The sequence below is a fragment of the Methylibium sp. genome (genome assembly GCF_031393925.1).
In the GTDB taxonomy this organism is placed as follows: Bacteria; Pseudomonadota; Gammaproteobacteria; order Burkholderiales; family Burkholderiaceae_C; genus Methylibium.
In genome coordinates this window covers 25,152-49,241 of the sequence record NZ_JANMWL010000073.1, presented here as the reverse complement: position 1 = coordinate 49,241, position 24,090 = coordinate 25,152, and the positions used below count along the sequence as shown (strand labels likewise).

Below are 24,090 nucleotides of genomic sequence, written 5' to 3'. Positions count from 1 at the left end.
TCACAACGGCAAAGCGTCAACCGCTCAGATTGCAAAGCTGAAGTTTTTCACCGCGTCGGCGCTGGTCAGGTCGATGTCGGCCGGCTGCGTCGGCTTGCCCGGCACCACCGCTTCGAGCGTGTACTTGGCGGCGGCGGGCGCGTCGGGCGTGAAGGTGTAGGACGTCGCGCTGGCCGCATAGGCCGCCTTGCCGGGTGCGCCGGTCGGCAGCGTGAAGCTGTAGTTGCCGTTGCTCGGGTCGACCTGGAGCGAGGCGATTTCCACGTTCGGCCCACCGCCGAGCTTGTGGATCACGCGCAGCGTGGCCTCGGGAATGACCGTGCTGCCGCTGGTCGTGGCGGCGCCGCTGGCCACGCGAGTGCTGCTGGCCACCAGCGCCAGCGGCGTAGCGGTGCTGGCGAGCGTGGTGCGCGCCGTGTCGATCACCGGCACCGCCGTGATCACGGCGCTGGCGCGGCCCGGCGCGGTGAGCACCACGTCGTAGCTGCCCACCGCGACCGGCGAGAGCACGAACTTGCCGCTCGCGTCGGGCGCCGTGCTCTTGACCGCGAAGCCGGCCGATTGCGCGGACACGGTGACGCCGCCCACGAGCAAAGCCGGGTCGACAAAGCCCTGGATCGCATTGCCCGCCGCCGCGAACACCGGGATCGCCGCGATCACCGGCTTGAGCAAATACTGGCCGGAGTTGCCGGCCTTGACGATCGACTTGCAGGCGTCGAAGTCAAGCACCAGGTCGGCCACCTGCGTGGTGCCGACGGTGAAGTTCGCCTTGATCTTGCTGCCGCTTTGCTGCGCGCTCGGCGTCTTGAGTTCGACCTCGCCGCCCCCCGTGAGCAACGCCGAGTTGGCCAGGGGCGCGCCGCTGTTGGCCGCCAGCACCAGACGCACCTGCGTGTAGGTGCCCGTCGGCAGGGGCAGCGTGCCGAGCTCGGCCAGCACGCCGTTTTGCAGCGCCAGCAGGTCGATGCGGCGCGGCGGCGAAAGCGCCAGTTCCGACCAGCCCCCATCCGTGTCGGCGGCCGTGTCGCTCTGGTGGACGCGGACCTTCTCGACCGTGACGTTGACTTGCTCGTAGCCGCAGGCCGGCGCATCGGTGATCGATATGCGCGCGCTGCCCATGCCGCTGACCGTTGCCGGGGCAGTGCCGCCGCCACCGCCACAGGCTGTCAGGGACAAGGCTGCCGCCAGGCTGGTCATCGAAAGCAATTTCATGAAGTTCCTTTTGGGTCTTGGGTGGAGCGCAGCATCCCACGGCGTGACAGCGCGCCCACCCGTTGGCGTATCGAGTTGCAAGCAAAGCGCGACGCGCAGCCGGTGGCGGTTACATCACGCGACCTTGCTCACACGAGCAGTGGCTTGCCCGCCTCGAATACCTTCAGCTCGCCGGGCGCGAACGCCTGCCAGGGCTCGTCGGCCGTGAGCGGCTCGGTCACGACCACGGCGACGCGGTCGCTCGGCGTGGTGTGCTCGGCAAAGTTGACGGTCAGGTCGTCGTCCTGCAGTCGCGCGCGCGCGAACGGGTGTTGGCGTACCAGCCAGTGCAGCCGCGTGGACGCATGCGCCCACAGCGCGTCGCCGTGGCTGAGCAGGAAGTTGAAGGTGCCGTGGCGCGCGATCGGCGCGGCCAGCTCGCGCAGCGTCTCGGTCAGGTCGCGCACGCTCGGCAGCGAGGCGTGGTTCTTGGCCAGCTCCTGCAGGATCCAGCAGAACGCACGCTCGCTGTCGGTGTCGCCCACCGGGTGGAACGCGGCGTGCAGCTTGGGGTGGTAGTCCTTCAAGTCGCCGTTGTGCGCGAACACCCAATAGCGCCCCCACAGCTCGCGCACGAAGGGGTGCGTGTTCTCGAGCGCCACGCGACCCTGCGTGGCCTTGCGGATGTGCGCGATGACATGTTTGCTCCTGATCGGGTAGTGCCTCACCATCGCCGCCACCGGCGATTCGCTGGCGCTGTGGTGGTCGACGAAGCAGCGCACGCCGGGCCCTTCAAAGAACGCGATGCCGAAGCCGTCCTTGTGTTCGACCGCGCGCGTCGCGAAGCCCGTGAAGCTGAACACGATGTCGGTCGGCGTGTTGCCGTTCATGCCGAGGAGTTGGCACATGGTCGCGTTCAGACTGACGGGGCCGGTGGGTAAGTCATTTGATCAGTCGCCGGTGCCAAATCGCCGCTCACCGCGCAAACACCAGCCGTGCCAGCGCGCGCGCCGTGATCAGGTTGCCCGGCAGGTGCGTTTCTTCCAGCACGCCGCTCATGCGCGCCAGGCGCTGCGGGTTGCGCCGGGCGCTCCACACCAGCAGGTCGACCAGCCATGGGTGTTCGTTGACGGAGTTGGCGCGGTCGTAGACCGCGAAGCGCGGGCGCAGGGCGAGGAGGGCGGCTTCGTAGCGCTCGCGCACGGCGGCGTCGCCCACGCCTTGCTGCAGGCCCGCCTGCACCGCTTCGGCGGCGAGGATGCCGGTTTCGAGCGCCTTGCCGATGCCTTCGCCGGTGAGCGCGTAGGTGGTGCCGGCGGCCTCGCCGGTGACGAGCAGACCCGGCTTGGCGTAGGTCGCGCCCTGCAGCGAGCAGCGCAGCGGCGCGCCCTTCAGGTCGCCGAGCAGGGTGCCGCCGGCCATCAGCTCGCGCGCCGGGCGGTAGAGATCGGTGAAGGCGGCGAACACATCGCGCAGGTTCACGTTCTGCATGACGTTGTGGCCGTCGCGGCCGGTGGCGTGGCTCTGGCCCACACCCACGCCGATGTTGAAGACGCCGTCCGGGCACGGGAAGATCCAGGCGTAGCCGGGCTTGAGCCTGCGATGCCACAGCACTTCCAGCTCGGTGATGTGCCCGACCATGGCGTCGTTCTTCACGTAGCCGCGCAGCGCCACGGCGCTGGGCGTGCGCCGCTCGCAGGCGCCCGCCGCGATGAGCGCCTGTGGCACGGCGCCGGTGGCGAGCAGCACCCATCGCGCGCGCAGCTCGCGCGTTTCGTGTGTCCCCGCGCGCAGCCGCGCACCGACCACGGTGCCGGCCGCGTCCTGCAGCGGCTCCATGAAGCGCAGCGGCGCGAACATGCGCGCGCCGGCCGCGGCGGCGGCGCGACAAAGCACCAGGTCGAGCTGTTTGCGCGGCAGCACCGCCAAGGTGCCGGGCACGTCGATGTGGCTGCCGCGTGGCGCCACGCAGCGCAGGTGGGCGGCGGGTTGTGCTAGCGCCATCACCTCGTCGTGTACCCCCAGGCGGCGCAGCGCGCGGTGGGCGTCGGGGATGAGGCCGTCGCCGCAGACCTTGTCGCGCGGAAACGCGTGCTGGTCGACCAGCACCACGTCGAGCCCGGCGCGCGCCAGGGTCTGCGCCGCCGCGCTGCCGGCCGGGCCGGCGCCGACCACCAGGACGTCGCAGGTGGCGGGCAACTCGTGGAGCGGGCGGTTGAGCAGGTCAGCGGACATCGGTGCAGGCAGGGCGACAAAGCGGCGCGGCGATGGCGAATTCTAGGCAGGCGCTGGCCCGGCCACGGCGCCGGCTCACCAGATCGACACACGCTCCTCGGGCGCCAGGTACATGCCGTCGCCAGGCTTCACGCCGAAGGTCGAATAGAAGCCCGGGTGGTTGCGCACGGCGCCGTTGGCGCGAAATTCGTCCGGCGCATGTGGATCGGACTTCAGCTGCTCGATCAGCGCCGCCTCGCGCGCCTTGCCGCGCCACACCTGCGCGAAGCCGTAGAAAAAACGCGCTTGGCCCGACAGGCCGTCGAGGGTGGGCGCGGGCTGGCCGCCGAGTGAGAGCTGATAGGCCTTGTAGGCGATCTCGAGGCCGGAGTTGTCGGCGATGTTCTCGCCCAAGGTGAGCGCGCCGTCGATCGGGTAGCCCGCCACCGGCGTGTAGGCGCCGTATTGCACGACGAGCGCCTGGGTCTTGGCGTTGAAGCGCTCGCGGTCGCCCGGTGTCCACCAGTCGCGCAGCCGGCCCTCGCCGTCGTACTGGCTGCCTTGGTCGTCGAAGCCGTGGCTGATCTCGTGGCCGATCACCGCGCCGATGCCGCCGTAGTTGACCGCGTCGTCGGCGTTGGGGTCGAAGAACGGCGGCTGCAGGATGGACGCCGGGAACACGATCTCGTTCTGCTCGGGGTTGTAGTAAGCGTTGACGGTCTGCGGGGTCATCAGCCATTCGTCGCGGTCGATCGGGCGGCCCAGCTTGGCGATCTGGCGCGCGCTTTCGAACTCACGCGCACGCCGCACGTTGCCGACCAGGTCGCCCGCGCGGATCTCGAGTGCGCCGTAATCGACCCAGCGCGCGGGATAACCGATCTTGGGCGTGAAGCGGGCGAGCTTGGCCTGCGCCTCGCGCCGGGTCTGGGCACTCATCCAGTCGAGCGCGGCAATGCTCTCGCGGTAGGCGGCCAGCAAATGGGCGACGAGCTTTTCCATGCGCGCCTTGTGCGCGGGCGGAAAGTGCCGCTGCACGTAGCGCTTGCCCAGGCCGTCGCCGAGCGAGGCTTCGACGAGTGCCACGCCGCGCTCCCAGCGCGGTGCGTTCTCGGGCGTGCCGCGCAGCGCGGTGCCGGCGAAGGCGAAACGCAGGTCGACGAAGGCCTTGTCGAGGTAGGGCGCGTAGGCGTCGAGCATGCGCAGCTTGGCGTAGGCCTTCCACACGTCGAGCGGGGCGTGTTCTATCTGCCGGCCCAGGGCGGTGACGTAACTCGGCTGGCTGACGATGACATCGCCCACCGTGCCCGCCAGGCCCGTGCCGGCGAGGAAGCTGGCCCAGTTGAAACCCGGCGCCAGCTCGCACAGCGCCGTCAGCTCCACCTTGTTATAGATCCTGACCGGGTCCCGGTTTTCAAGCTGGGTCCACTGCGCCCTTGCCAGCGCGGTTTCCAGAGCCAGCACCGCGCGCGCGATGTGGGCGGTTTTGCGTTCGCCCGCGAGCGCGAGCATCCTGGCCATGTACACGAGGTAGCTGCCGCGCACTTGCTTGAAGCGCGGGTCGTCCAGCAGGTAATAGTCGCGGGCGGGCAGGCCGAGGCCGCCTTGCGACAGATCGGCGATGTAGCGCGTCGGGTCGCGCCCGTCCTGGTGGATGTCCAGGGCGATCGGCATGCTGATGCCGGCACGGATGGCGCGCGCCATCAGCCGCGCCAACTGCGAGCGGTCGGCCACCGCGTCGATCGCGGCCAGCTCGGCGGCGATGGGTTTGACGCCCAATTTTTCAAGCGCGGCCTCGCCCATGAAGCTGGCGTAGAGGTCGCCGATCTGGCTGGCTTCGGCGTCGTGGCGCGCGGCGGCGGCCTCTTCGATCAGCGTGCGCAACTGCGGCTGGATCGCCTCGTGGAGTTGCTCGAAGGCGCCGGTGGACGCGCGATCCGGCGGGATCGGCGTGCGTTCGAGCCAGCCGCCGTTGACGTGCCGAAACAGGTCATCCTGCACGCGCACCGCTGGGTCGATGAAGGACGAATCGATGCCCGAGGCAGGGGCTGCGGCGGTCGGCTGCGCGGCGGCGGTGAAGGCAGCGGCTAACACGCAAACGCCCAAGGCGAGTGCCTGGAAAGGTCGGATGAAACTCACGCAAGCTTTCTCCCGGCTCATGGCCGGGTTGGATCGGCCGCGCTGGTCGGCGCAGGCCGCACTTTAATGCGGCCCGCTGTGCTGGCGCGCCGGGCGTGCCCTAGAGCCGCACCGTCTTGCCGACAAACAGGATCGGCCCGGTCGGCCGGCCGATCGGCGAGCCGGTTTCCGGCTCCAGCGTGAGCTCGAACAGTTGCTGCTCGCCCAGTGCGGGCAGGCGTGCTGCCGGCAGCTCGGTCACCTGCCCCGGGCGCACCAGGCCGAGCGACGTGGGCCCGGCCGCACCCAGCGGCTTGGTCCAGAACTGCAGTGCCTTGCCGGGCGGCACCGGCGCGGTGGTACCCACCGGCACCAGGCGAACACCGCCGCGCGCACTGGCCTCGACCACCCAGCCGGCGGTGAGGTCGGGACTCTGCAGCACGGCGAGGTAGCGCTGCGACTCGGCCGGCGCGGGCGCGCGCAGCACCAGCAGGCTGGCCAGCACCAGCGAAGCGGCGATGGCCAAGCCGCCGGTCATCTGCCAACGGCGCAGCCGGCGCCACAGCGGGTCGTTCGCGGAGGGTCGGGCGGTGTCGGTACCGGGCATGGGCACGCCGGTCGCGCGCGGTGCGATGACCGGTGCGGCGATCTTTGCTTCGATCTGCGGCCACATCTGCAATGGCGGCTCGGCCGGCGCGACGCGCCCGACCAGCCCGAGCAAGCGGTCCTGCCAGACGTAGATCTCGGCCTGCAAGGCGGCGTCGGCGGCCAGCGCCTGCTCGAAGGCGGCGCGCGCCTCGGCGTCTTGCGTGCCGAGCACGTATTCGCCGGCGGCGACGCTGCGGTCTTCTGGCTCGCCGAGGTTCACGACAGGCACTCCTTGAGCGCGATCAGGCCGCGGCGGATCCAGGATTTGACGGTGCCCACCGGCGTGGCGAGCCGCTCGGCGATCTGCTCGTGCGTGTAGCCCTCGACGAAGGCGTAGACGATGCATTCGCGCTTGCGCTCCTCGAGCGTCTGCAAGCAGCGGTCGAGCGAGGCGGTGTCGGGCGCGAGGGAATGGCTTGCTTCGCGCAGGGCGTGGTGGTCGGCGATGGCCTCGAGATCGTCACCGACCGGCAGCTCGCGCCGCACCTTGCGCACTTCGTCGAGCGCGCGATGCCGCACGACGGTGTAGATCCAGCCGCGTGCCGAGCCCAGCGCGCGCTGGTAGCTCGCGGCGCGTTGCCAGATCTGGATGAAAGCGTCCTGGAGCACGTCATGCGCCATGTCCTGGTCGCGCACGATGCGCTGCGCCACGCCGAGCAGCCAGCGCGCTTCGCGGTCGTAGAGCGCTCGCAGGGCGAAGCGCTCGCCGCGCGCGCACGCCTCGAGCGCCGACTCGTAGTCGAAGGCGTCGGCGGCGTTGGCGAACATCGTCATGGGTGGGCAGGCAATGGCGCGCATTCTAGGCAGGCCGGCGTTGCCGCCGGGTATTTGGTTCGTGGGGGTGCGGACGCGGCGCCGGCCGGTCGCGGACAGCCCGGCTGGCGCCGCGGTGCTGCAATGCAATGCGGGCCGGCGATCACGCCGCCCGCGTTTGACAGCGTTAACTCAGAACGTGATCGCCAAGTCGATCAGCGCCGGCCCGGCGGCGCCACCGATCTGCGCCGCCTGCGCGTTCAGGCATTGACTTCCTACGGCCTTGTGGCGAGCAGCTTCGTCAAGCACTCACGCAGCGGCACCAAGTCGTCGCGGACGATGCCCCAGAGCGTGTCGTCGTCAATGCCGAGGTAACCATGAATCAGCCTATTGCGCACGGCGATGACCATGCGCCACGGCACGTCGGGTGCCGTCGCCCGCACGTCGGCAGGTACATGAGTGGCCGCCTCGCCGATCAGCTCGAGATCGCCGAGCGTTGCGTCGTAGCGCATTGCGTCGGCCGCGAAAGAGCGCGCTCGAAGCCCCGCGTGTACGTGAGAACCTTGTCGCAGAAGACCCCCATGTCTTCGACGTAGAACCGCCATTCGCGCGGCAGCGAAGCTTCAGACATGGATCGCGTCGCGCTCGACGGAGGGACGCAGCTGGGGTCGCAGCGCCTTCTCGGCCACCAGATCGACCGGGCAACCCAGCAGGTCTTCAAGATAGAACTGGAGGCCGAAATAGCGCGTCGAGTTGGCCGGGCCATCGAAGGCGACCAAGAAGTCGGCATCGCTGTCTTCGCGCGCGTGCTCTCGAGTTTTCACTCCCCGCTGGATTTCCATTGGGGCTCAGATTTCTTCGTACAGCGGCAAGGTCAGAAACTCCGCAAACTCGTCCTGCGTGCTCATCTGCTCGAAGATCCGCGCCGCGCGGTCGATCGTGGTGCCCTGATAGCCGGCCTCCTTGATGCCGGCCAGCTCCTCGGCCACCATCTTGCGCACCATCTCGGCGGTGATCTTGCGGCCGTCCTCGAGCACGCCCTTGTGCGAGCGGATCCACTGCCACACCTGCGAGCGCGAGATCTCGGCGGTGGCGGCGTCTTCCATCAAGTTGTAGATCGGCACGCAGCCGTTGCCGGCCAGCCAGGAGCCGAGGTAGTAGATGCCCACGTTGATGTTCATGCGCAAGCCGGCCTCGGTGATCGGCGTCTCGGGCTTGAAGTCAATAAGGTGCGCGGCGGTGATGTACACGTAGGGCTTCTTGCGCTCGATCTGGTTGGGCCGCTCGCCCAGCACGTCGACGAATTCCTTCATCGCCGACTCCACCAGGCCGGGGTGCGCGACCCAGCCGCCGTCATAGCCGTCCATCGCGTCGCGGCGCTTGTCCTTGATGATCCCTTCCATCGCCACGGCGTTTTTCTCGGGGTCGTTCTTGATCGGGATCAGCGCGCTCATGCCGCCGATGGCCGGCGCGTTGCGGTGGTGACAGGTCTTGAGCAGCAAGAGCGCGTAAGCGCGCATGAACGGCGCTTTCATCGTGACCTTGGCGCGGTCAGCCAGGCAGAAGTCGCGGTCCATCTTGAACTTCTTGATGCACGAGAAGATGTAGTCCCAGCGCCCGGCATTGAGGCCGGCCGAGTGCTCGCGCAGCTCAAAGAGGATTTCGTCCATCTCGAAGGCCGCGAGGATGGTCTCGATCAGCACCGTCGCCTTGATCGTGCCTTGCGGCAGGCCGAGTTCGGTTTGCGTCATCACGAAGACGTCGTTCCACAGGCGCGCCTCGAGATGGCTTTCGAGCTTGGGCAAATAGAAGTAGGGGCCGGCGCCGCGCGAAAGTTGTTCCTTGGCGTTGTGAAACATGAACAGCGCAAAGTCGAAGATGCCGCCGTGGACCCGCGTGCCGTCGACCAGCACGTGCTTCTCGTCGAGGTGCCAGCCGCGTGGGCGCACCTGCAAGGTGGCGATCTTGTCGTTGAGCTTGTAGGTCTTGCCCGCCTGGCCCACGGTGAGCGTGCGCCGAATCGCCTTGTAGAGGTTGATCTGGCCCTGGATCAGGTTGGACCACACCGGCGAGTTGCTGTCCTCGAAGTCGGTCATGTAGCTGTCCGCCCCCGAGTTGTAGGCGTTGATGATCATCTTGGCTTCCACCGGCCCGGTGATCTCCACGCGGCGGCATTCCAGCGCCTTGGGCAGCTTTGCGATGGTCCAGTCGCCCTCGCGGATGGCTTTCGTCTCGGGCAGGAAGTCCGGGCGCTCACCGGCGTCGAGCCGCTTCGCGCGCGCCGCACGTGCGGCCAGCAGCGCCTGGCGCCGCGGCTCGAAGGCGCGGTGCAGCTTGGCCACGAGTTCGAGCGCGCCGGGCGTGAGGATGGTCTCGAAGCCGGGCAGCAGCGGCGCGTTGATCTGCACGCCAGCGGGCAGGTTCAGGGTCGTCATGGCAATCTCCTCGCTCATCAACAGGTCAGGTGTTCAGGAAAAAAACGCAGCACGTCACGCAGGCTGCTGCCGGTTTGCGTGGGCTCGGTGTCGAGCGCTTCGAGCGGCAGCTTCGCGCGGTTGACCCACAGCGTGGTGTAGCCGAACCAAGTGGCGCCGATCGCGTCCCAGCCGTTGCTCGACACGAACAGGATTTGCCTGGCCGGCTTGCCGAGCGCCTGGGTGCCCAGCGCGTAGGTGGCCGGGTCGGTCTTGTAGCGCTGCACCGCGTCGGCGCTGATCACGTGGTCGAAGAGGCCCTCGAAGCCGGCGCTTCGCACCGCGATGCCCAGCATCTCGGGGTCGCCGTTGCTGAGGATGCCGGTTTCGATGCCGCGCGCCTTCAAGGCCTGCAGCACCGGCTTGTTCTCGGGAAAGGCGCTGAGATGGCGGTATTGGTTGAGCAGCTGCGTCTCGTGCTCGGCACTCAGCGCCAGGCCCAGGCGTGCCGCGGCGAAGCGCAGGCCGGCGCGCGTCAGTTCCCAGAACGGGCGATAGCGCTGGCTCATCGAGGTGAGCCGCGTGTAGTCGATCTGCTTGTCGCGCCACAGCAGGGCCAGCGCCTCGCCCTTGCCGGGGAACAGTTGCTCGGCAAGCGCGCCGACGCTGTAGACGTCGAACAGCGTTCCGTAGGCGTCGAACAGGACGGCCTGGACGGGCGGCAAGGAGATGCTCGGCTTCATGATGGCAGCACTGTATTGCGAACCGGAGCGATGATTCCCAGACCAATCGGCGCTTTATCTTTTACTTTTCGGGATTTAATGGCGGGCATGGATCGCCTCAAACAGATCGAGTCCTTTGCCTCGACCGCCACCAAGGGCAGCCTCACCGCCGCTGCCCACGCCGAGGGCGTGGCGCCCGCGGTGATCGGCCGGCGCATCGACGCGCTCGAGGAGCGGTTGGGCGTGAAGCTGCTGGTGCGCACCACGCGGCGCATCAGCCTGACACACGAAGGCAGCGCCTTTCTGGAAGATGCGCAGCGCGTGCTGGCCGACCTGGCCAACGCCGAGGCCAGCGTCAGCGCCGGCGGGGTGAAGGCCAGCGGGCACCTGCGCATTGCCGCGCCGGCCGGCTTTGGGCGCCGCCATGTCGCACCGCTCGTGCCCCGGTTCGCGCTCCAGCACGGCGAGGTGTCGGTCTCGCTCAATCTCAGCGACCGCGTGGTCGACATCGTCAACGAGGGCTTCGACTGCGCGGTGCGCGTGGGCGACCTGCCCGATTCCAGTCTGGTGAGCCTGCGCCTGGCCGACAACCGACGCCTGTGCGTGGCCGCGCCCGGCTACCTGCAGCACGCCGGCACGCCGCGGCACCCGAGCGAACTGGCGCGCCACCAGTGCCTCACGCTCAGCTCCAACGCCAGCCAGGCGCACGGCTGGGCGTTCACGATCGACGGCGAGATGGCGCACCTGCGACCGAGCGGACGCTATGACTGCTCGGACGGACAGGTCCTGCACGACTGGTGCATGGCGGGCCACGGCATCGCCTGGCGCAGTACCTGGGAGGTGGAGCAGGAAGTGGCGGCAGGCACGCTGGTCACGCTGCTCGACGATTTTGCGGCGCCGGCCAACGGTATCTACGCCGTGTTCCCGCAGCGCAAGCATTTGCCGCTGCGCGTGCGGCTGTGGATCGACTTCCTCAAGCACACCTACGGCGACACCGCGTATTGGTCGGCATCGGATCAGCAATCAGTGCCTGCGCACTGATTGCCCGGCGCGCTCGCAGCGCGCCAAATTGCAGTGACGTGAAGCGCTAGATCACGCCGGCTTGCCGCCGCTCAGGCAGGTCTTCATGAAGGCCTTGCGCTCTTCGCCCTTCTTGCCGGTGGCGTCGGCGTTGCAGGTCTTCATCTTGTTCTGCTGCGTGGCTTGCTTGGAAGACAGGCACTCCTTCATGAAGGCCTTGCGCTCGTCGCCCTTCTTTCCGGTGGCGTCCTTGTTGCAGGTGGCCATCTTGCCCTGCTGTGCGGTGGGTGCCTTGTCGGCGGCTGGCGCCATCTTGTCTGCAGCCTGCGCGCTCAGAACGGCGGCGCACAGGGCCACGGCGGTCAACAAATTCTTCATGAAGTCTCCTTGCCTCTCGGGGGCTTTCGGCGAAATTGCCGCTTTTATTGAAGCACGGGCCCCCGCCGCGCCACAAGCTGATGAACGTGAGGCGGCCGCAGGCGTTGACCGCCTGAAGGGTGGTTGTCAGCCAACGGCGTTGGCCGTGCTCAGCCCGCGCCGGGCCGCCCCAAGGGGGCTGAGCGCCCCCTCGGGGGGCAGCACCGCAGGTGCGTGGGGGTCGTCACCTCAGAGGATGCGCCGCGGATGCGCAAGCGCTTCGTGCGCGACGTGAAGCCGGCGCACCAGCACGCGGATGAAGGCCTCGTCGAACAGATGCCGGCAGCCCGGGCTCAGCCGCGCCATCGACTCGGGTGTGAACGAGACGGTGGTGGCCGGCTCGACTACCACCACGTCGGCGCTGTGGCGGCGCAGCTCCAGGTTGGGCGCGAGGTAGGCCATTTCGCCCACGGACGTGCCGGCGCCCAGGTGTGCCACGCGCTGCCCGTCGCGGTGTACGTCGACCGCACCGGCCGCGATGATGTGAAAAGTGTTGCCGTCCTCGCCGCGGCGGTAGATCGGGTGGCCCACCGGATGGCGTTGCCAGGCGGCGCGGTGTACCACTTCCCACAACTCCACGTCACCGAACTGACTGAAAAACTCCAGCGCGCGCAACAGCGTGAAGCGCTCGGAGTCGAGCACGCCCTGGGCCTGGCCGCGCGGCACTTGGTGGTTGGCAACCAGCGCCGAGAGTGCCTGCGCAAAGGCGTCCCAGCCAGCGTAGCGCGCGTCGGGAGATTTTTCGAGCGCGCGTTGCACGGCCCGGTCGAGCGCTGGGTCGACGCCGCTGCGCAGCGCCGTGAGCGGCGTCGGCTCGGCCGTGTAGATCTGCGCCATCAGTGCCGATTGCGCCTGCGCCTCGAACGGTGGACGCCCGGCGATGAGGTGGTAGAGCACGGCGCCAAGCGAGTAGATGTCGGCACGCGCGTCGAGCGCTCCGCCGTCGAGTTGCTCGGGCGACATGTAGGCCAGCGAGCCGACGCGAAACACCTGCGTGGTGTCGGCCTGCAGGTTGAGCACGCTGCCAAAGTCGCTCACCTTCACGTCGACGATGTCCTCGCCTGCCATCACGGCCAGCAGGTTGGCCGGCTTCACGTCGCGATGGATCAGGCCCTGGCGCGACACATACCCCAGCGCCATCGCGCACTTGAAGCCGATTTCCACCACCTGGTCGAGCGGCAGCAGCTGGTCGGTGCGGCAAAACGGCCGCAAGGTGGTGCCCGGCACGTACTCCATCACTACATAGGGCTCGTGGCGGTCGGGCACGGCGTCGAAGATCTGCACCACGTTCGGGTGCTGCAAGCGGCCCACCAGCGCGGCTTCGGCGGCAAAGAAGCGCGCCTGCAAGGCGCCGCCGCTCACGTCAGCCAGGGCGATGGCGCGCACGCGCTTGACCGCGACCTCGCGGTCCTTGAAGTCGTCGCGGCAGAGAAATACCTCGCTGGTCGCGCCTTCGCCGAGCTTGCGCAGCACGCGGTACTTGCCGATGAATTCGGGCAGCGGCGCGAGGGTCGTCGTGGTTGTCGAGAGGGCAGGCAGCATCGAGGCGATCATCGTGCAATGGCGCATCTTTCCATCGCGCGCGCCGGGCGGCAAGTCGCGCTGCAGTGCCGCCGCACGTGTCGTGACGCAGTGCTCATCGGGCAAGCTTCGTACTGCGTACTCCGATGTTCGCCTTCGGGCGGCCGTGCGTGCTCATGCGGGCGCTGCGAACCGCTCGGTAAAATCTTTCGATGATCCGTGCCCAACAAGAGCTGCGGGCTGCACTCGGCGATGCGCTCGCCGACATCGCGCCCGAGCAGACCCACGCTGCGCTCGCTACCTTCGAAAGCCCCAAGCAGGCTTTGCATGGCGACCTCGCCTGCACCGCCGCCATGCAGCTCGCCAAGCCGCTCAAGCGCAATCCGCGCGAGCTGGCGGGCGAGTTGATCGCGGCCTTGCAGCGTCAGGGGGCCGTGCAGCGCTGGGTCGAGTCGCTGGAGATCGCCGGCCCGGGCTTCATCAACCTGCGCCTGAAGGCCGCGACCCGCCAGCAAGTCATCGCCGAAGTGCTCGAAGCCGGTGAGGCGTTCGGGCACCAGCCCGCGAACGACCAGCGCGTGCTGGTGGAGTTTGTGTCGGCCAACCCGACCGGGCCGCTGCACGTCGGCCACGGCCGCCAGGCCGCGCTCGGCGACGCGGTGTGCCGGCTGTTTGAAAGCCAGGGCGCCGCGGTCACGCGCGAGTTCTATTACAACGACGCGGGCGTGCAGATCGCCACGCTCGCGGCGTCGACGCAGGCGCGCATCAAGGGTCTCGCCCCGGGCGACGCGCGGTGGCCCGAGTCGGCCTACAACGGTGATTACATCGCCGACATTGCGCGCGATTTCCTGGACAAGAAGACCGTCGCGGCCGACGACCGCGCGTTCACCGCATCGGGCGACGCCGATGACATGGACGGCATCCGCCAGTTCGCCGTGGCCTATCTGCGCCACGAGCAGGACCTCGACCTGCAGGCCTTCGGCGTGCGCTTCGACCACTACTTCCTCGAGTCGAGCCTGTACACGAGCGGGCGGGTCGAGGCGACGGTCGCGCGGCTGGTCGCTGCCGGCAAGACCTACGAGGAGGGCGGCGCCCTGTGGTTGCGCAGCACGGATTACGGCGACGACAAGGACCGCGTGATGCGCAAGTCGGGCGGCGACTACACCTACTTCGTGCCCGACGTCGCCTACCACGTCAACAAGTGGGAGCGCGGCTTTCGCAAGGTCATCAACATCCAGGGCAGCGACCACCACGGCACCATCGCGCGTGTGCGCGCCGGCTTGCAGGCGGTCGACGTGGGCATCCCGGCGGGCTTTCCCGACTACGTGTTGCACAAGATGGTGACCGTGATGCGTGGCGGTGAGGAGGTCAAGATCTCCAAGCGCGCCGGCAGCTACGTGACCCTGCGTGACCTGATCGAGTGGACCAGCCGCGACGCGGTGCGCTTCTTCCTCATCAGCCGCAAGGCCGACACCGAGTTCGTGTTCGATGTCGACTTGGCGCTGAAGCGCAACGACGAGAACCCGGTCTATTACGTGCAGTACGCGCATGCGCGCATCTGCTCGGTGCTGGCGCAAGGCGGCGCGGCCGCAGCCGACGGCAAGGCCGATTTGTCGCGACTCGTCGCACCGACCGAGGCCGCGCTGATGCTCAAGCTGGCGGCCTTCGAGGCCATGCTCACTGCTGCTGCCAAAGATCTGGCGCCGCATGACGTGGCTTTTTACCTGCGCGATCTTGCGGCGGCTTTCCACACCTATTACGCCGCCGAGCGGTTTCTCGGTGACGACGCGGACTTGACGCGCGCGCGGCTGGCCCTGCTGGCTGCCACCGCGCAGGTGCTCGAGAACGGGCTCACGCTGATCGGCGTTGGCGCCCCCGAGAAAATGTGACGACCGGAGCTTCAATGCCATTTCCTTCCTCTCAACGCGGCGGTTTCATCATCGGCATGGTGGTCGGCCTGCTGGTCGGCCTGGCGCTCGCGCTCGGCGTGGCGCTCTATGTCACCAAAGTGCCGGTGCCTTTCATCAACAAGGTGCCGCAGCGCAGCGCCGATCAGGACGCCGCGGAGGCCGAGAAAAACCGCAACTGGGACCCGAACGCGCCGCTGGCCGGCAAGAACCCGGCTCGCCCGGCCTCCGCGCCCGCTTCGGCCGCGGGGCCGACGGCGGCCGCGTCTGCGCCGCGCACCGCGCGCGATGCGCCGTCGCTGGGCGGCCCGGCCGTGCCGGGGTCCAGCCTGTCCACCACCGGGACGGCTGACGCGTTTGTCTATTTCGTGCAGGCCGGCGCTTATGCCCGCACCGAGGAGGCCGAGGCACAGCGCGCCAAGCTGGCGATTCAGGGGTTCGAATCAAGGATCACCGAGCGCGAGCAGGCGGGGCGCGTCATGTACCGTGTGCGCATCGGCCCGTTCAACCAGCGCGCCGATGCCGAGGCCGCCAAGACCTTGCTTGACGGCGCCGGCATGACCGCGGCGCTGGTGCGGGTGCAAAGGCAGTAGCCGCTGAACTTTGCGGCGGCACCCCGACTCCACTGCGCGTCGATTGATTCAGCTCTGACTGTCCTGTGTTTGCAAAGCCGAAAAGGGAGTTGCTCATGAACCGTCGTGAATTCACGACCCTGTCTGCCGGCGCCGTCATCGGCGCCACGATTGGCGGCCTCTGGCTGCCCGGCACGGCCTGGGCCCAGGGTGGCCCGGTCGAGGGCAAGGACTACGTCAAGCTGCCGCAGCGTCAGCCGACCCAGGACCCCAAGAAGATCGAGGTGGTCGAGTTCTTCTGGTACGGCTGCCCGCACTGCTACACCTTCGAGCCCGTGCTCGACGCGTGGCAGAAAAAACTGCCGGCCGATGTCACTTTCCGGCGCCTGCCGGTGGCCTTCCGCGAAGTGCCGTTCGTGCTGCATCAAAAGCTCTATTTCGCACTGGAGGCCATGGGCCTCGTGGAGCAACTGCACCGCAAGGTATTCAGCGCCATGCATGTCGAGCACTTGAAGCTCGACACGCCCGAGGCGGTTGGCGACTTCGTCGCCAAGAATGGCGTCGATCGCGTCAAGTTCCTCGACACGATGAATTCGTTTTCGGTGCAAGCCAAGGCACGCCAGGCGGCAGCCTTGTCGGCCGGCTACAAGATCGACGGCACGCCGGCCATCGGCATCAACGGCAGCTACTACACGTCGGGCTCGCTGGCCGGTGGCAACGACCGCGCGCTGGCCGTCACCGAATACCTGATGGCGCAGGCCCGCAAGGGCGTCTGAGTCGAGGGCCGCGTCGCGGCGCAGTGGGTGCGCCGGGACGCCATTGGGCTGCGGCTTGCAGTTCAACACGCCCTAGAATCCGCAGCAAGATTCATGCCGATTCATTTGCGATGCGCTTCCTCTCTCTCGAATCGATGGCCCGGCCCTCGCTGCTTGCGGTGGCCTTGCTGTGCGCCCCGGCCTGGGCCGAGCGCGGCGACCGCAACCGGCCGCTGGCGTTTGCGGCCGATTCCGCCCGCGTCGACGAAGTGCGCCAGCTCAACGTGCTGTCGGGCAACGTCGAGATCACCAAGGGCAGCATTCTGATTCGGGCCGACCGCGTGGAGATCCGGCAGACCCCCGAGGGCTACCAGTCGGCCGTGGCGACCGGTGCGCCCAACAAACGCGCCTACTTCCGCCAAAAACGCCAGGGTAGCGACGAATACCTCGAGGGTGAGGCCGAGCGGCTCGAGTACGACAGCCGCAGCGACACCGTGCGGCTCGTCAACCAGGCGGTGATGCGGCGCTTTCGCGGCAGCACCCTGGCCGACGAAGTGGCCGGCAACACCATCACCTTCGACAACACCACCGAAGTCTTCCAGGTGCTCGGCGGTGCCTCGTCGGCGGCGCCTGCCGGTCGCGTGCGTGGCGTGCTCACGCCACGCGATGCGCCGGCCTCGGAGCCGGGCGCGCCGGGTGGAGGCATCGGCCAATGAGGCACCCGGTCGATCGGCCCAGGCACCCGTTGCATGAGGGGCCGCGATGAGTGCCCTGCCGCAGCCGGCGCCAAGCCGGCTGGAGGCACGGGGCTTGCAAAAGACCTACGGCGTGCGCAAGGTCGTCAGGAACGTTCACCTGGCCGTCAGTGCCGGCGAAGTGGTCGGTTTGCTCGGCCCCAACGGCGCCGGCAAGACGACGAGCTTCTACATGATCGTGGGGCTGGTGCGCGCCGATGCCGGCGAAATCACGCTCGACGGGCTGGCGATCGAGCGCCTGCCGATCCACAAGCGCGCGCGCCTGGGTCTGTCCTACCTGCCGCAGGAGGCGTCGATCTTTCGCAAGCTTACGGTGGAGGAAAATATCCGCGCCGTGCTGGAGCTGCAGATCGACGCGCGCGGCAAGCCCTTCGGCAAAGCGCGCATCGACGAACTGCTCGACGGCCTGCTGCATGACCTGTCGATCGACAAACTGCGCGACAGCCCGGCACCCGCGCTCTCGGGTGGCGAGCGGCGGCGCGTGGAGATCGCCCGCGCGCTGGCGACGCAGCCGCGCTTCATCCTGCTCGACGAGCCGTTCGCCGGGGTCGATCCCATCGCGGTGATCGAGATCCAACGCATCATCGGATTCCTGAAGAGCCGTGGCATCGGCGTGCTGATCACCGACCACAACGTGCGCGAAACCCTGGGCATCTGCCACCGCGCCTACATCATCAGCGAGGGAGTCGTGCTGGCCGAGGGCACGCCGCAGCAGATCGTCGAGAACCCCGACGTGCGCAAGGTCTACCTCGGCGAACACTTCCGGATGTGAGGCCATGAAGCCGGGACTTCAGCTGCGCTTCTCGCAGCACCTCGCGCTCACGCCGCAGTTGCAGCAGTCGATCCGGCTGTTGCAACTCTCCACGCTCGAGCTGCAGCAAGAGGTCGACCAGATGCTCGAGCAGAACCCCTTCCTCGAAGTCGAGGAAGAGGCGGCGAGTGGCTTCGACGCGCCGCCCGAGCGCGCGGCGGCGAGCGAACGCCAGGCCGACGAAGTGTGGGAAGGCGCCAGCGCCGAGGCGGGCGCGGACCCCGAGCCGCCAACGGTCGACGTGGTCGAGTTCGGCGCCAGCGAGCGTGAGGACTGGGAAAACGGCACCGAGCGCGAAGACTTCGACGGCATCCGCGAGACGCCCGGCAAGGCCGCCAGCAACAACGACAACGACGACTTCGACCCGATGGAGCGCAGCACGGCGGGCGTGAGCCTGCAGGACCACCTGCGCGAGCAGCTGCGCGGCATGCGCCTTTCGCCCGCCGACCGCGCGGCGGTGATGGTGCTGATCGAGTCGCTTGACGAGGACGGCTATCTGGCCGACGCGCTTGAAGACATCGCCGAGCGCCTTACCGCCGAAGACGGCCCGGACGCCACCGAGGAACTGCTCGACCGCCTGCGCTGCGCGCTCAAGTGGCTGCAAAACCTCGAGCCGCTGGGCGTTGGCGCGCGTGATTTGTCGGAGTGCCTGGTGCTGCAGCTGCGCGCCGGTGCGCGCTGCGAGGCGCAGATGATCGCCATCCTGATCAGCAAGAACCACCTGGAGCTGCTGGCGCGGCGCGACGCCAAGAAACTGATGGCTTCAACCGGCTGCGACGAGGCGATGCTCAAGGCCGCGCAGGCCTTGATCGTGCGCTGCGAGCCCAAGCCGGGCCGGCCCTTCACCAAGGCCGAGGCCAACATCGTGGTGCCCGACGTGGTGGTGCAGAAGTCAGGGCGCGGCTGGAAGGTGGTGTTGAACCCCGACGTGATGCCCAAGCTGCGCATCAACGACCTGTATGCGCAGGCCATCAAGCAGCAGCGGGGCCGCCGCGGCAGCGGTGGCAGTGGCAGCGAAGCCGCGGCCGGCCTGAGCTCGCGGCTGCAGGAAGCGCGCTGGTTCATGAAGAACATCCTGCAGCGCTTCGACACCATCCAGCGCGTGAGCCAGGCGATCGTGGAGCGCCAGAAGTCCTTCTTTACGCACGGCGCCATCGCGATGAAGCCGCTGGTGTTGCGCGAGATCGCCGACGAGCTGGGCCTGCACGAGTCGACCATCTCGCGCGTGACCACCGCCAAGTACATGTCCACGCCTTACGGTACCTACGAACTCAAGTACTTCTTCGGCAGCTCGCTCAACACCGAGGCCGGCGGCAACGCGTCGAGCACGGCGGTGCGCGCGCTCATCAAGCAGTTGGTCGGCGCCGAGGACGACAAGAAGCCGCTGTCGGACAGCCAATTGAGCCACATGCTCGAAGAGCAGGGCATCCAGGTGGCGCGGCGCACCGTCGCCAAGTACCGCGAGGCGCTCAAGATCGCGCCGGCCAACCTGCGGCGCAGCCTGTGAGCGCCCACCTACCTGCTGCTTTGCGCCAGGCCCCCCGCGCAGGACAAGGAAACTCGGGATCGGCCCTTCGTTTCCTTGTGAGCGCGCCACGCCAGATTCCAGGGTCATCATGAATTCAGCCTTGTTCCTGCCTTGCGCCGCGGGCGTCGAAGGCCTGCTTGCCGGCGAAGTGGCGCGGCTGCTGCCGGGCGCGGCCGCGAGCACGCGCCGCGGCGGCGTCGAGCTGGCCGGCGGCGCACACGAAGCGATGGCGCTCAACCTCGGCAGCCGCCTCGCGCAGCGCGTGCTGTGGCGCGTCGCCGAGGCGCCCTACCGCAGCGAAGACGATCTCTACGCGCTCGCCTGCAGCGTGCGCTGGGCCGACTGGGTGACGCCCACGCAGACCATCAAGGTCGATGTGACGGCGCAGCGCGCGCCGCTCAAGAGCCTCAATTTCGCCGCGCTGCGCATCAAGGACGGCGTGTGCGACGTGATGCGCGAGGCCGCCGGCGCGCGCCCGAGCGTCGACACGCGCCGCCCCGACCTGCCGCTGCTGCTGCACCTGACCGAGCGCCACGCCACGCTCTATGTCGACACCTCCGGCGAGGCGCTGTTCAAGCGCGGCTGGCGTGAAGACAAGGGCGAGGCACCGCTCAAGGAGACGCTCGCCGCGGCCATGCTGGCGGCGGCCGGCTGGCAGGGCCGCGAGTCCGACGGGCCGCTGCTCGACCCGGTGTGCGGCTCCGGCACCATCGCCATCGAAGCGGCGCAGATCGCCTGCGGCATCGCGGCGGGATCGCAGCGCCGCTTTGCCTTCGAGCGGCTCACGCCGTTTCGCGAGACCGGCATGCAGCGCCAATGGCGCGATTTGCGCGAGGCCGCGCGCGCTGCCGAACACGCGAGCGCGGTGCCCATCCATGCCGGCGACGTGTCGTTTCGCATGACCGACTTCGCGGCGCGCAACGCCGAGAGGGCCGGCGTGCGAAGCGCCATCGACCTGAAGACCGCCGACGTGCTGCAGCGCCTGCCGCCCGCCGAGCACGGCACGATGATGCTCAACCCGCCCTATGGCGAGCGCATCGAGCCCAAGGGCTCGCGCGGCGAGCCCGTGCAGCGGTCCGGCTCGCGCGGCGGGACCGAACAGCCGCTCGGCCCGAGGGCCGAGGCCGAGTCCTGGCTGGATCCGCACGACCCGCCGGTTCATCGCAGCGGCGCCCGCGAAGGCTTCGAAGACGGCGCCTCGGCGCAAGACTTCTTCGCGCGCCTGGCGGCACACTGGAAACGCACCTACCCAGGCTGGACCGCCTGGGTCCTGAGCCCGGACATGAAGCTGCCGCAGGCGATGCGCCTGAAGGAAAGCCAACGCGTGCCGATGTGGAACGGCCCGATTGAATGCCGGCTGTTTCGCTTCGACATGGTCGCGGGCTCGATGCGCGCGGACCCGCCAGCCGACGCGAGCCAGCGCGCCTAGCCAAGATGGCTTTGTGAATCGAGGCGGCCCCTTCCCTGCGACCGGCCGCAGCGCCTGGCGGCTCGGTGGATCGCGATCTCAGGCAGCCGGCTTCGGCATCCCGGCGATCAGCTCGTCAAGCTCTGCAATCACCGCACGCGCGGCGTCACCCTCGGGAATGGGGCGGCCCGAGTCGCGCCATTCCACCGCGGCCTTGAACCCGTGGACCTGCGAATAACGCCGGAACCACATCCCCTCGGGGTTGTGCCGTGTGATCCCATCGAACAGCGTGGCCAGGGTCTGGCTCGCCAGCAAGCCCATCCGCTCGATGCTTTCGTTGACCACCATCTTCTGCATCGTCAACATGCCGCTCGGAATGCTGGCGATGCGGTCAGCCAAGGCATCCACAGCGGCGTCGAGTTGCTCGCCCGGTACTGACTCGCTGACGAGCCCCCATTTTTCCGCGGTCACGCCGTCGATCAGGTTGCCAGTCAGGAGCATCCTCTTGGCGCGCTCGGGTCCGAGGCGATAGGTCCAGTGCGCGGTGGTCGGGCAACCCCATACGCGCACGGGCATGTAACCCATTCGGGCCGTGTTTTCCACGACGACCTGATCGCAGCAAAGAGCGATGTCCGAGCCGCCTGCGATGGCGTACTTGTGGACCCGCGCGATGGTTGGCTTGGGCGAGCGCCACAGAGACATGAAGTCATCGGTATAGCCGCGCATGGCCCGGTAGTCGACCATCGGGTCCCACGGTTTTGACTCCTGCTTGCACGGGTGCTCGTCGGTGCCTTCACCGAAGAGGCCGATGTCGTAGCCGGCGCAAAACGCGGGACCTGCTCCCTGCAACACGATCACGTGAAGGTCGCGCTGGAGATTGACCGCGTCGACCGCCCGGCGGATCTCGCCGGGCGTCTGAAACGTGATGGCGTTGAGGCGGTGCGGACGGTTAAACGTGATCCTCGCGATTCGCGGGTTCCGCGCGTCCCTTCGCACCGTCAAAGTGTCGAATTCACCGACTGCACCGATCGGCTCGCCGTTCTGCGGGTTCGCGCCTGTGGCAAGGGTCATTTAATTTGTTCCTCGCATTGTGAGAATCGCCCCGAGTTTGCAGCGCCGCAAATTAACCTGGCCTCGCCACGTTGCGGCTGGCTACCGCAGCACCGGCGCGTCGGGCAGTTCGTTGCGGTTGTCGGCGCCTTCGGCGAGCGCGAAATGCGCACGCAGCAGCGCATCGACCGCGTCGATCGCGGCATTGAGGCCGTCCTCGAAGCGCCGCTCGCGAAACGCGGTGCTCATGCCGGCGACGATCGCCTGCCAACGGGCCGCATCGACCACGCGGTCGATGCCGCGATCGGCCACGATCTCGATGCGATGCTCGGCCAGCAGCAGGTAGATCAGCACGCCGCTGTTGTGCTCGGTGTCCCACACGCGCAGCTTGCCGAACAGGGTGACGGCACGCTGCCTGGCCGTGAGGTCGCGCCACAAATAGCCCAGCGGCAGGCCGGCTTCGATGCAGACGCGGATCTCGCCGCTGTGGTGCGTTTCGCTGGCGCGCACGCGCGTTTCAATGCGCGCGAGCGCCACCGGCCCGAGCGCGCGGCGCGCGTCGTCCTCGTCGAACCAGCGGTGGCGCAGCAGGCGGGTGATGCGGTTCATCGGTACACGCTCCCCTACCAGTCGCCCGAAGCGCCGCCGCCGCCGAAGTCGCCACCGCCGCCGGACGAAAAACCCCCGCCGCCGCCACCGCCCCAACCGCCGCCGCCGCCCCCAATCACCGGCGGAAAGCCCAGGCCGCCGCCGCCGCGCCGCGCCGCGCCGACGCCCAGCACGCCGACGAGCACCAGCGCCACCAACGCCGCGCCGCCCGTGACCAGCAGGCTTGCGCTCGCCAGCCAGGCAAGGCCGCCAGCACCCAGGCCGGTGGCCGCGGTGCCGAGCTTGCGGCCGAGCACGCGCGTCGCCAACGAGCCGATCACCGGCACGCCGAGCAGGAAGAACAGCGCCAGGTCGGGCCATTGCGTGCCCTGCTGTGAGCGTTGCGCTCCCGCACGCGGCGCAGCGGGCAGCGGCAGCGCCTCGCCGCGGATGCGAGCGCCGAGCGAGTCGATGGCGGCGTTGAGTCCGCCCGCGTAATCGCCGGCGCGAAACGCCGGGGTCAGCGCGCGGTCGATGATCTGCTTGGCCGCCAGGTCGGGCACTGCGCCTTCGAGCGCCTTGGCAACTTCGATGCGCAGCTTCTTGTCGTCCTTGGCGACGACGATCAGGAGGCCGTCACCGACCTCGCGGCGGCCGATCTTCCAGGCCTCGCCCACACGCTGCGCGAAGCTCGCGATGTCTTCTGGCAAGGTGCTCGTCACGATGAGCACCACCAACTGCGAGCCGGCCTCGCGCTCGAAGGCCGCCAGCTTGGCCTCCAGCGCGCTCACCTGGGTGGGCGTGAGCGTCGCGGTCTGGTCGATCACGCTGGCGCTGAGCACCGGCACCGCGCGCAGCTCCTGCGCGAAGGCCGCGTCGCCCAGCCAAGCGCAAGCGGCCAGCAGCAGCGCGACGAGGCTCCAGCGGCGCATCAACGGGGCCCGGCGATGCGCGGCTCGCGCACGGTTCAGCCGCGGCTCACTTGGACGCCGGCTTCTCGAAACTCACGGCCGGCGGCGCGCTGATCTGCGCTTCGTTCTGCACCGTGAAGTTGGCCTTCGGGGCGTAGTTGAAGAGCATCGCGGTCAGGTTGCTCGGGAAACTGCGCGCCAGCACGTTGTAGTCCTGCACCGCCTTGATGTAGCGGTTGCGCGCCACCGTGATGCGGTTTTCGGTGCCTTCGAGCTGCACGCGCAAATCCTGGAAGCCCTGGTTGGCCTTGAGGTTGGGGTAGTTCTCGGTCACCACCAAGAGGCGACTCAACGCGCCGCTGAGTTCGCCCTGCGCGGCCTGGAACTTCTGGAACGCCGCGGGGTTGTTGACCAGCTCGGGCGTGGCCTGGATGCTGGTGGCCTTGGCGCGTGCCTCGACCACCTTGGTGAGCGTCTCCTGCTCGAAGTTGGCCTCGCCCTTGACGGTGGCCACGACGTTGGGAATGAGGTCGGCGCGGCGTTGGTACTGGTTGATCACTTCCGACCAGGCCGACTTGGTCTGCTCGTCCAGGCGCTGGAAGTCGTTGTAGCCGCAGCCGCCGAGCGCGAGGCTGGCGACGAGGGCAAGAGCGGCGAGGGTTGAGCGAAGCATGGGCTCGTCCTTTCGGGGCGACAAATGACGCTGGCTATCCTAACCACTGCGAAGCCCGGACCGCGCTGCGATGCCTTGCGCGCTGCGCGCCGCGGCGGCGGCGCTGGAGTGAGCGCC

24 protein-coding genes are annotated in these 24,090 nt (G+C 68.4%); 8 read left to right on the top strand and 16 right to left on the bottom strand.

The window, feature by feature from the left end; all coding sequences use genetic code 11:
• Nucleotides 1-24: 24 nt before the first annotated feature.
• From RMO12_RS04760 to RMO12_RS04715, 10 genes are all read right to left on the bottom strand, one after another.
• Nucleotides 25-1,212, bottom strand: coding sequence for a DUF4382 domain-containing protein (locus RMO12_RS04760; protein ID WP_309638407.1), 1,188 nt, complete (start codon nucleotides 1,210-1,212; stop codon nucleotides 25-27).
• 128 nt (nucleotides 1,213-1,340) lie between these two features.
• Nucleotides 1,341-2,099, bottom strand: a complete 759-nt coding sequence (locus RMO12_RS04755; protein ID WP_309638406.1) for a class II glutamine amidotransferase — start codon at nucleotides 2,097-2,099, stop codon at nucleotides 1,341-1,343.
• 67 nt (nucleotides 2,100-2,166) lie between these two features.
• Nucleotides 2,167-3,426 carry a geranylgeranyl reductase family protein gene (locus tag RMO12_RS04750; protein WP_309638405.1) on the bottom strand — a complete coding sequence of 420 codons (1,260 nt, stop codon included), beginning with the start codon at nucleotides 3,424-3,426 and terminating at the stop codon, nucleotides 2,167-2,169.
• Nucleotides 3,427-3,501: 75 nt separating this feature from the next.
• The gene (locus RMO12_RS04745) at nucleotides 3,502-5,562 is read right to left on the bottom strand and encodes a M13 family metallopeptidase (RefSeq protein ID WP_405029619.1); all 2,061 of its coding nucleotides are present in this window, start codon (nucleotides 5,560-5,562) and stop codon (nucleotides 3,502-3,504) included.
• A 79-nt stretch (nucleotides 5,563-5,641) separates the two neighbouring features.
• Nucleotides 5,642-6,388, bottom strand: coding sequence for an anti-sigma factor domain-containing protein (locus RMO12_RS04740; RefSeq protein WP_309638403.1), 747 nt, complete (start codon nucleotides 6,386-6,388; stop codon nucleotides 5,642-5,644).
• Nucleotides 6,385-6,942 carry a sigma-70 family RNA polymerase sigma factor gene (locus tag RMO12_RS04735; RefSeq protein WP_309638402.1) on the bottom strand — a complete coding sequence of 186 codons (558 nt, stop codon included), beginning with the start codon at nucleotides 6,940-6,942 and terminating at the stop codon, nucleotides 6,385-6,387. Before RMO12_RS04735 ends, RMO12_RS04740 begins: the two co-directional genes overlap by 4 nt.
• A 254-nt stretch (nucleotides 6,943-7,196) precedes the next feature.
• The gene (locus RMO12_RS04730) at nucleotides 7,197-7,526 is read right to left on the bottom strand and encodes a HepT-like ribonuclease domain-containing protein (RefSeq protein ID WP_309638401.1); all 330 of its coding nucleotides are present in this window, start codon (nucleotides 7,524-7,526) and stop codon (nucleotides 7,197-7,199) included.
• Nucleotides 7,527-7,544: 18 nt separating this feature from the next.
• Complete coding sequence (locus RMO12_RS04725) at nucleotides 7,545-7,763, bottom strand: nucleotidyltransferase domain-containing protein (RefSeq protein ID WP_309638400.1); 219 nt, start codon at nucleotides 7,761-7,763, stop codon at nucleotides 7,545-7,547.
• Between the two features lie 6 nt (nucleotides 7,764-7,769).
• Nucleotides 7,770-9,356, bottom strand: a complete 1,587-nt coding sequence (gene aceB / locus RMO12_RS04720) for a malate synthase A (RefSeq protein WP_309638399.1) — start codon at nucleotides 9,354-9,356, stop codon at nucleotides 7,770-7,772.
• Between the two features lie 17 nt (nucleotides 9,357-9,373).
• Nucleotides 9,374-10,078: a haloacid dehalogenase type II gene (locus tag RMO12_RS04715; protein ID WP_309626451.1), complete on the bottom strand. Its 705-nt coding sequence runs from the start codon at nucleotides 10,076-10,078 to the stop codon at nucleotides 9,374-9,376.
• A gap of 87 nt (nucleotides 10,079-10,165) precedes the next feature.
• Between RMO12_RS04715 and RMO12_RS04710 the strand changes: the two genes are divergently transcribed.
• Nucleotides 10,166-11,098 carry a LysR family transcriptional regulator gene (locus RMO12_RS04710; protein ID WP_309626452.1) on the top strand — a complete coding sequence of 311 codons (933 nt, stop codon included), beginning with the start codon at nucleotides 10,166-10,168 and terminating at the stop codon, nucleotides 11,096-11,098.
• A gap of 51 nt (nucleotides 11,099-11,149) precedes the next feature.
• Here the strand turns inward: RMO12_RS04710 and RMO12_RS04705 are convergent, their stop codons facing one another.
• On the bottom strand, nucleotides 11,150-11,455 hold the full coding sequence (locus RMO12_RS04705; RefSeq protein WP_309626453.1) for a PsiF family protein: 306 nt from the start codon (nucleotides 11,453-11,455) through the stop codon (nucleotides 11,150-11,152).
• Between the two features lie 228 nt (nucleotides 11,456-11,683).
• Nucleotides 11,684-13,036, bottom strand: coding sequence for a serine/threonine-protein kinase (locus RMO12_RS04700; RefSeq protein ID WP_309638398.1), 1,353 nt, complete (start codon nucleotides 13,034-13,036; stop codon nucleotides 11,684-11,686).
• 191 nt (nucleotides 13,037-13,227) lie between these two features.
• On the opposite strand from RMO12_RS04700, the gene argS reads away from it, so the two are divergent.
• From argS to RMO12_RS04665, 7 genes are all read left to right on the top strand, one after another.
• Entirely contained in the window at nucleotides 13,228-14,904 is a 1,677-nt protein-coding gene (gene argS, locus RMO12_RS04695; RefSeq protein ID WP_309638397.1) for an arginine--tRNA ligase, read from the top strand.
• A gap of 14 nt (nucleotides 14,905-14,918) precedes the next feature.
• Nucleotides 14,919-15,515 carry an SPOR domain-containing protein gene (locus RMO12_RS04690; protein WP_309638396.1) on the top strand — a complete coding sequence of 199 codons (597 nt, stop codon included), beginning with the start codon at nucleotides 14,919-14,921 and terminating at the stop codon, nucleotides 15,513-15,515.
• Nucleotides 15,516-15,610: 95 nt separating this feature from the next.
• Nucleotides 15,611-16,270 carry a thiol:disulfide interchange protein DsbA/DsbL gene (locus RMO12_RS04685; protein WP_309626457.1) on the top strand — a complete coding sequence of 220 codons (660 nt, stop codon included), beginning with the start codon at nucleotides 15,611-15,613 and terminating at the stop codon, nucleotides 16,268-16,270.
• Between the two features lie 110 nt (nucleotides 16,271-16,380).
• On the top strand, nucleotides 16,381-16,965 hold the full coding sequence (gene lptA, locus RMO12_RS04680) for a lipopolysaccharide transport periplasmic protein LptA (RefSeq protein ID WP_309626458.1): 585 nt from the start codon (nucleotides 16,381-16,383) through the stop codon (nucleotides 16,963-16,965).
• 46 nt (nucleotides 16,966-17,011) lie between these two features.
• Nucleotides 17,012-17,776, top strand: a complete 765-nt coding sequence (gene lptB, locus RMO12_RS04675) for an LPS export ABC transporter ATP-binding protein (RefSeq protein WP_309626459.1) — start codon at nucleotides 17,012-17,014, stop codon at nucleotides 17,774-17,776.
• Nucleotides 17,777-17,780: 4 nt separating this feature from the next.
• Nucleotides 17,781-19,322: an RNA polymerase factor sigma-54 gene (locus RMO12_RS04670; protein WP_309638395.1), complete on the top strand. Its 1,542-nt coding sequence runs from the start codon at nucleotides 17,781-17,783 to the stop codon at nucleotides 19,320-19,322.
• 109 nt (nucleotides 19,323-19,431) lie between these two features.
• Nucleotides 19,432-20,772, top strand: coding sequence for a THUMP domain-containing protein (locus tag RMO12_RS04665; protein ID WP_309638394.1), 1,341 nt, complete (start codon nucleotides 19,432-19,434; stop codon nucleotides 20,770-20,772).
• Nucleotides 20,773-20,850: 78 nt separating this feature from the next.
• Here RMO12_RS04665 and RMO12_RS04660 read toward each other — a convergent pair whose 3' ends face one another.
• The 4 genes from RMO12_RS04660 to RMO12_RS04645 all read right to left on the bottom strand — a co-directional run bounded on the left by RMO12_RS04660 (nucleotide 20,851) and on the right by RMO12_RS04645 (nucleotide 23,973).
• Entirely contained in the window at nucleotides 20,851-21,822 is a 972-nt protein-coding gene (locus RMO12_RS04660; RefSeq protein WP_309626462.1) for a crotonase/enoyl-CoA hydratase family protein, read from the bottom strand.
• Between the two features lie 81 nt (nucleotides 21,823-21,903).
• A complete protein-coding gene (locus tag RMO12_RS04655) occupies nucleotides 21,904-22,410 on the bottom strand; it encodes a TPM domain-containing protein (protein WP_309638393.1) in 507 nt (168 codons plus the stop codon).
• A 14-nt stretch (nucleotides 22,411-22,424) separates the two neighbouring features.
• Complete coding sequence (locus RMO12_RS04650; RefSeq protein WP_309638392.1) at nucleotides 22,425-23,321, bottom strand: TPM domain-containing protein; 897 nt, start codon at nucleotides 23,319-23,321, stop codon at nucleotides 22,425-22,427.
• A 46-nt stretch (nucleotides 23,322-23,367) separates the two neighbouring features.
• Entirely contained in the window at nucleotides 23,368-23,973 is a 606-nt protein-coding gene (locus RMO12_RS04645; RefSeq protein WP_309626465.1) for a LemA family protein, read from the bottom strand.
• Nucleotides 23,974-24,090 lie beyond the last annotated feature (117 nt).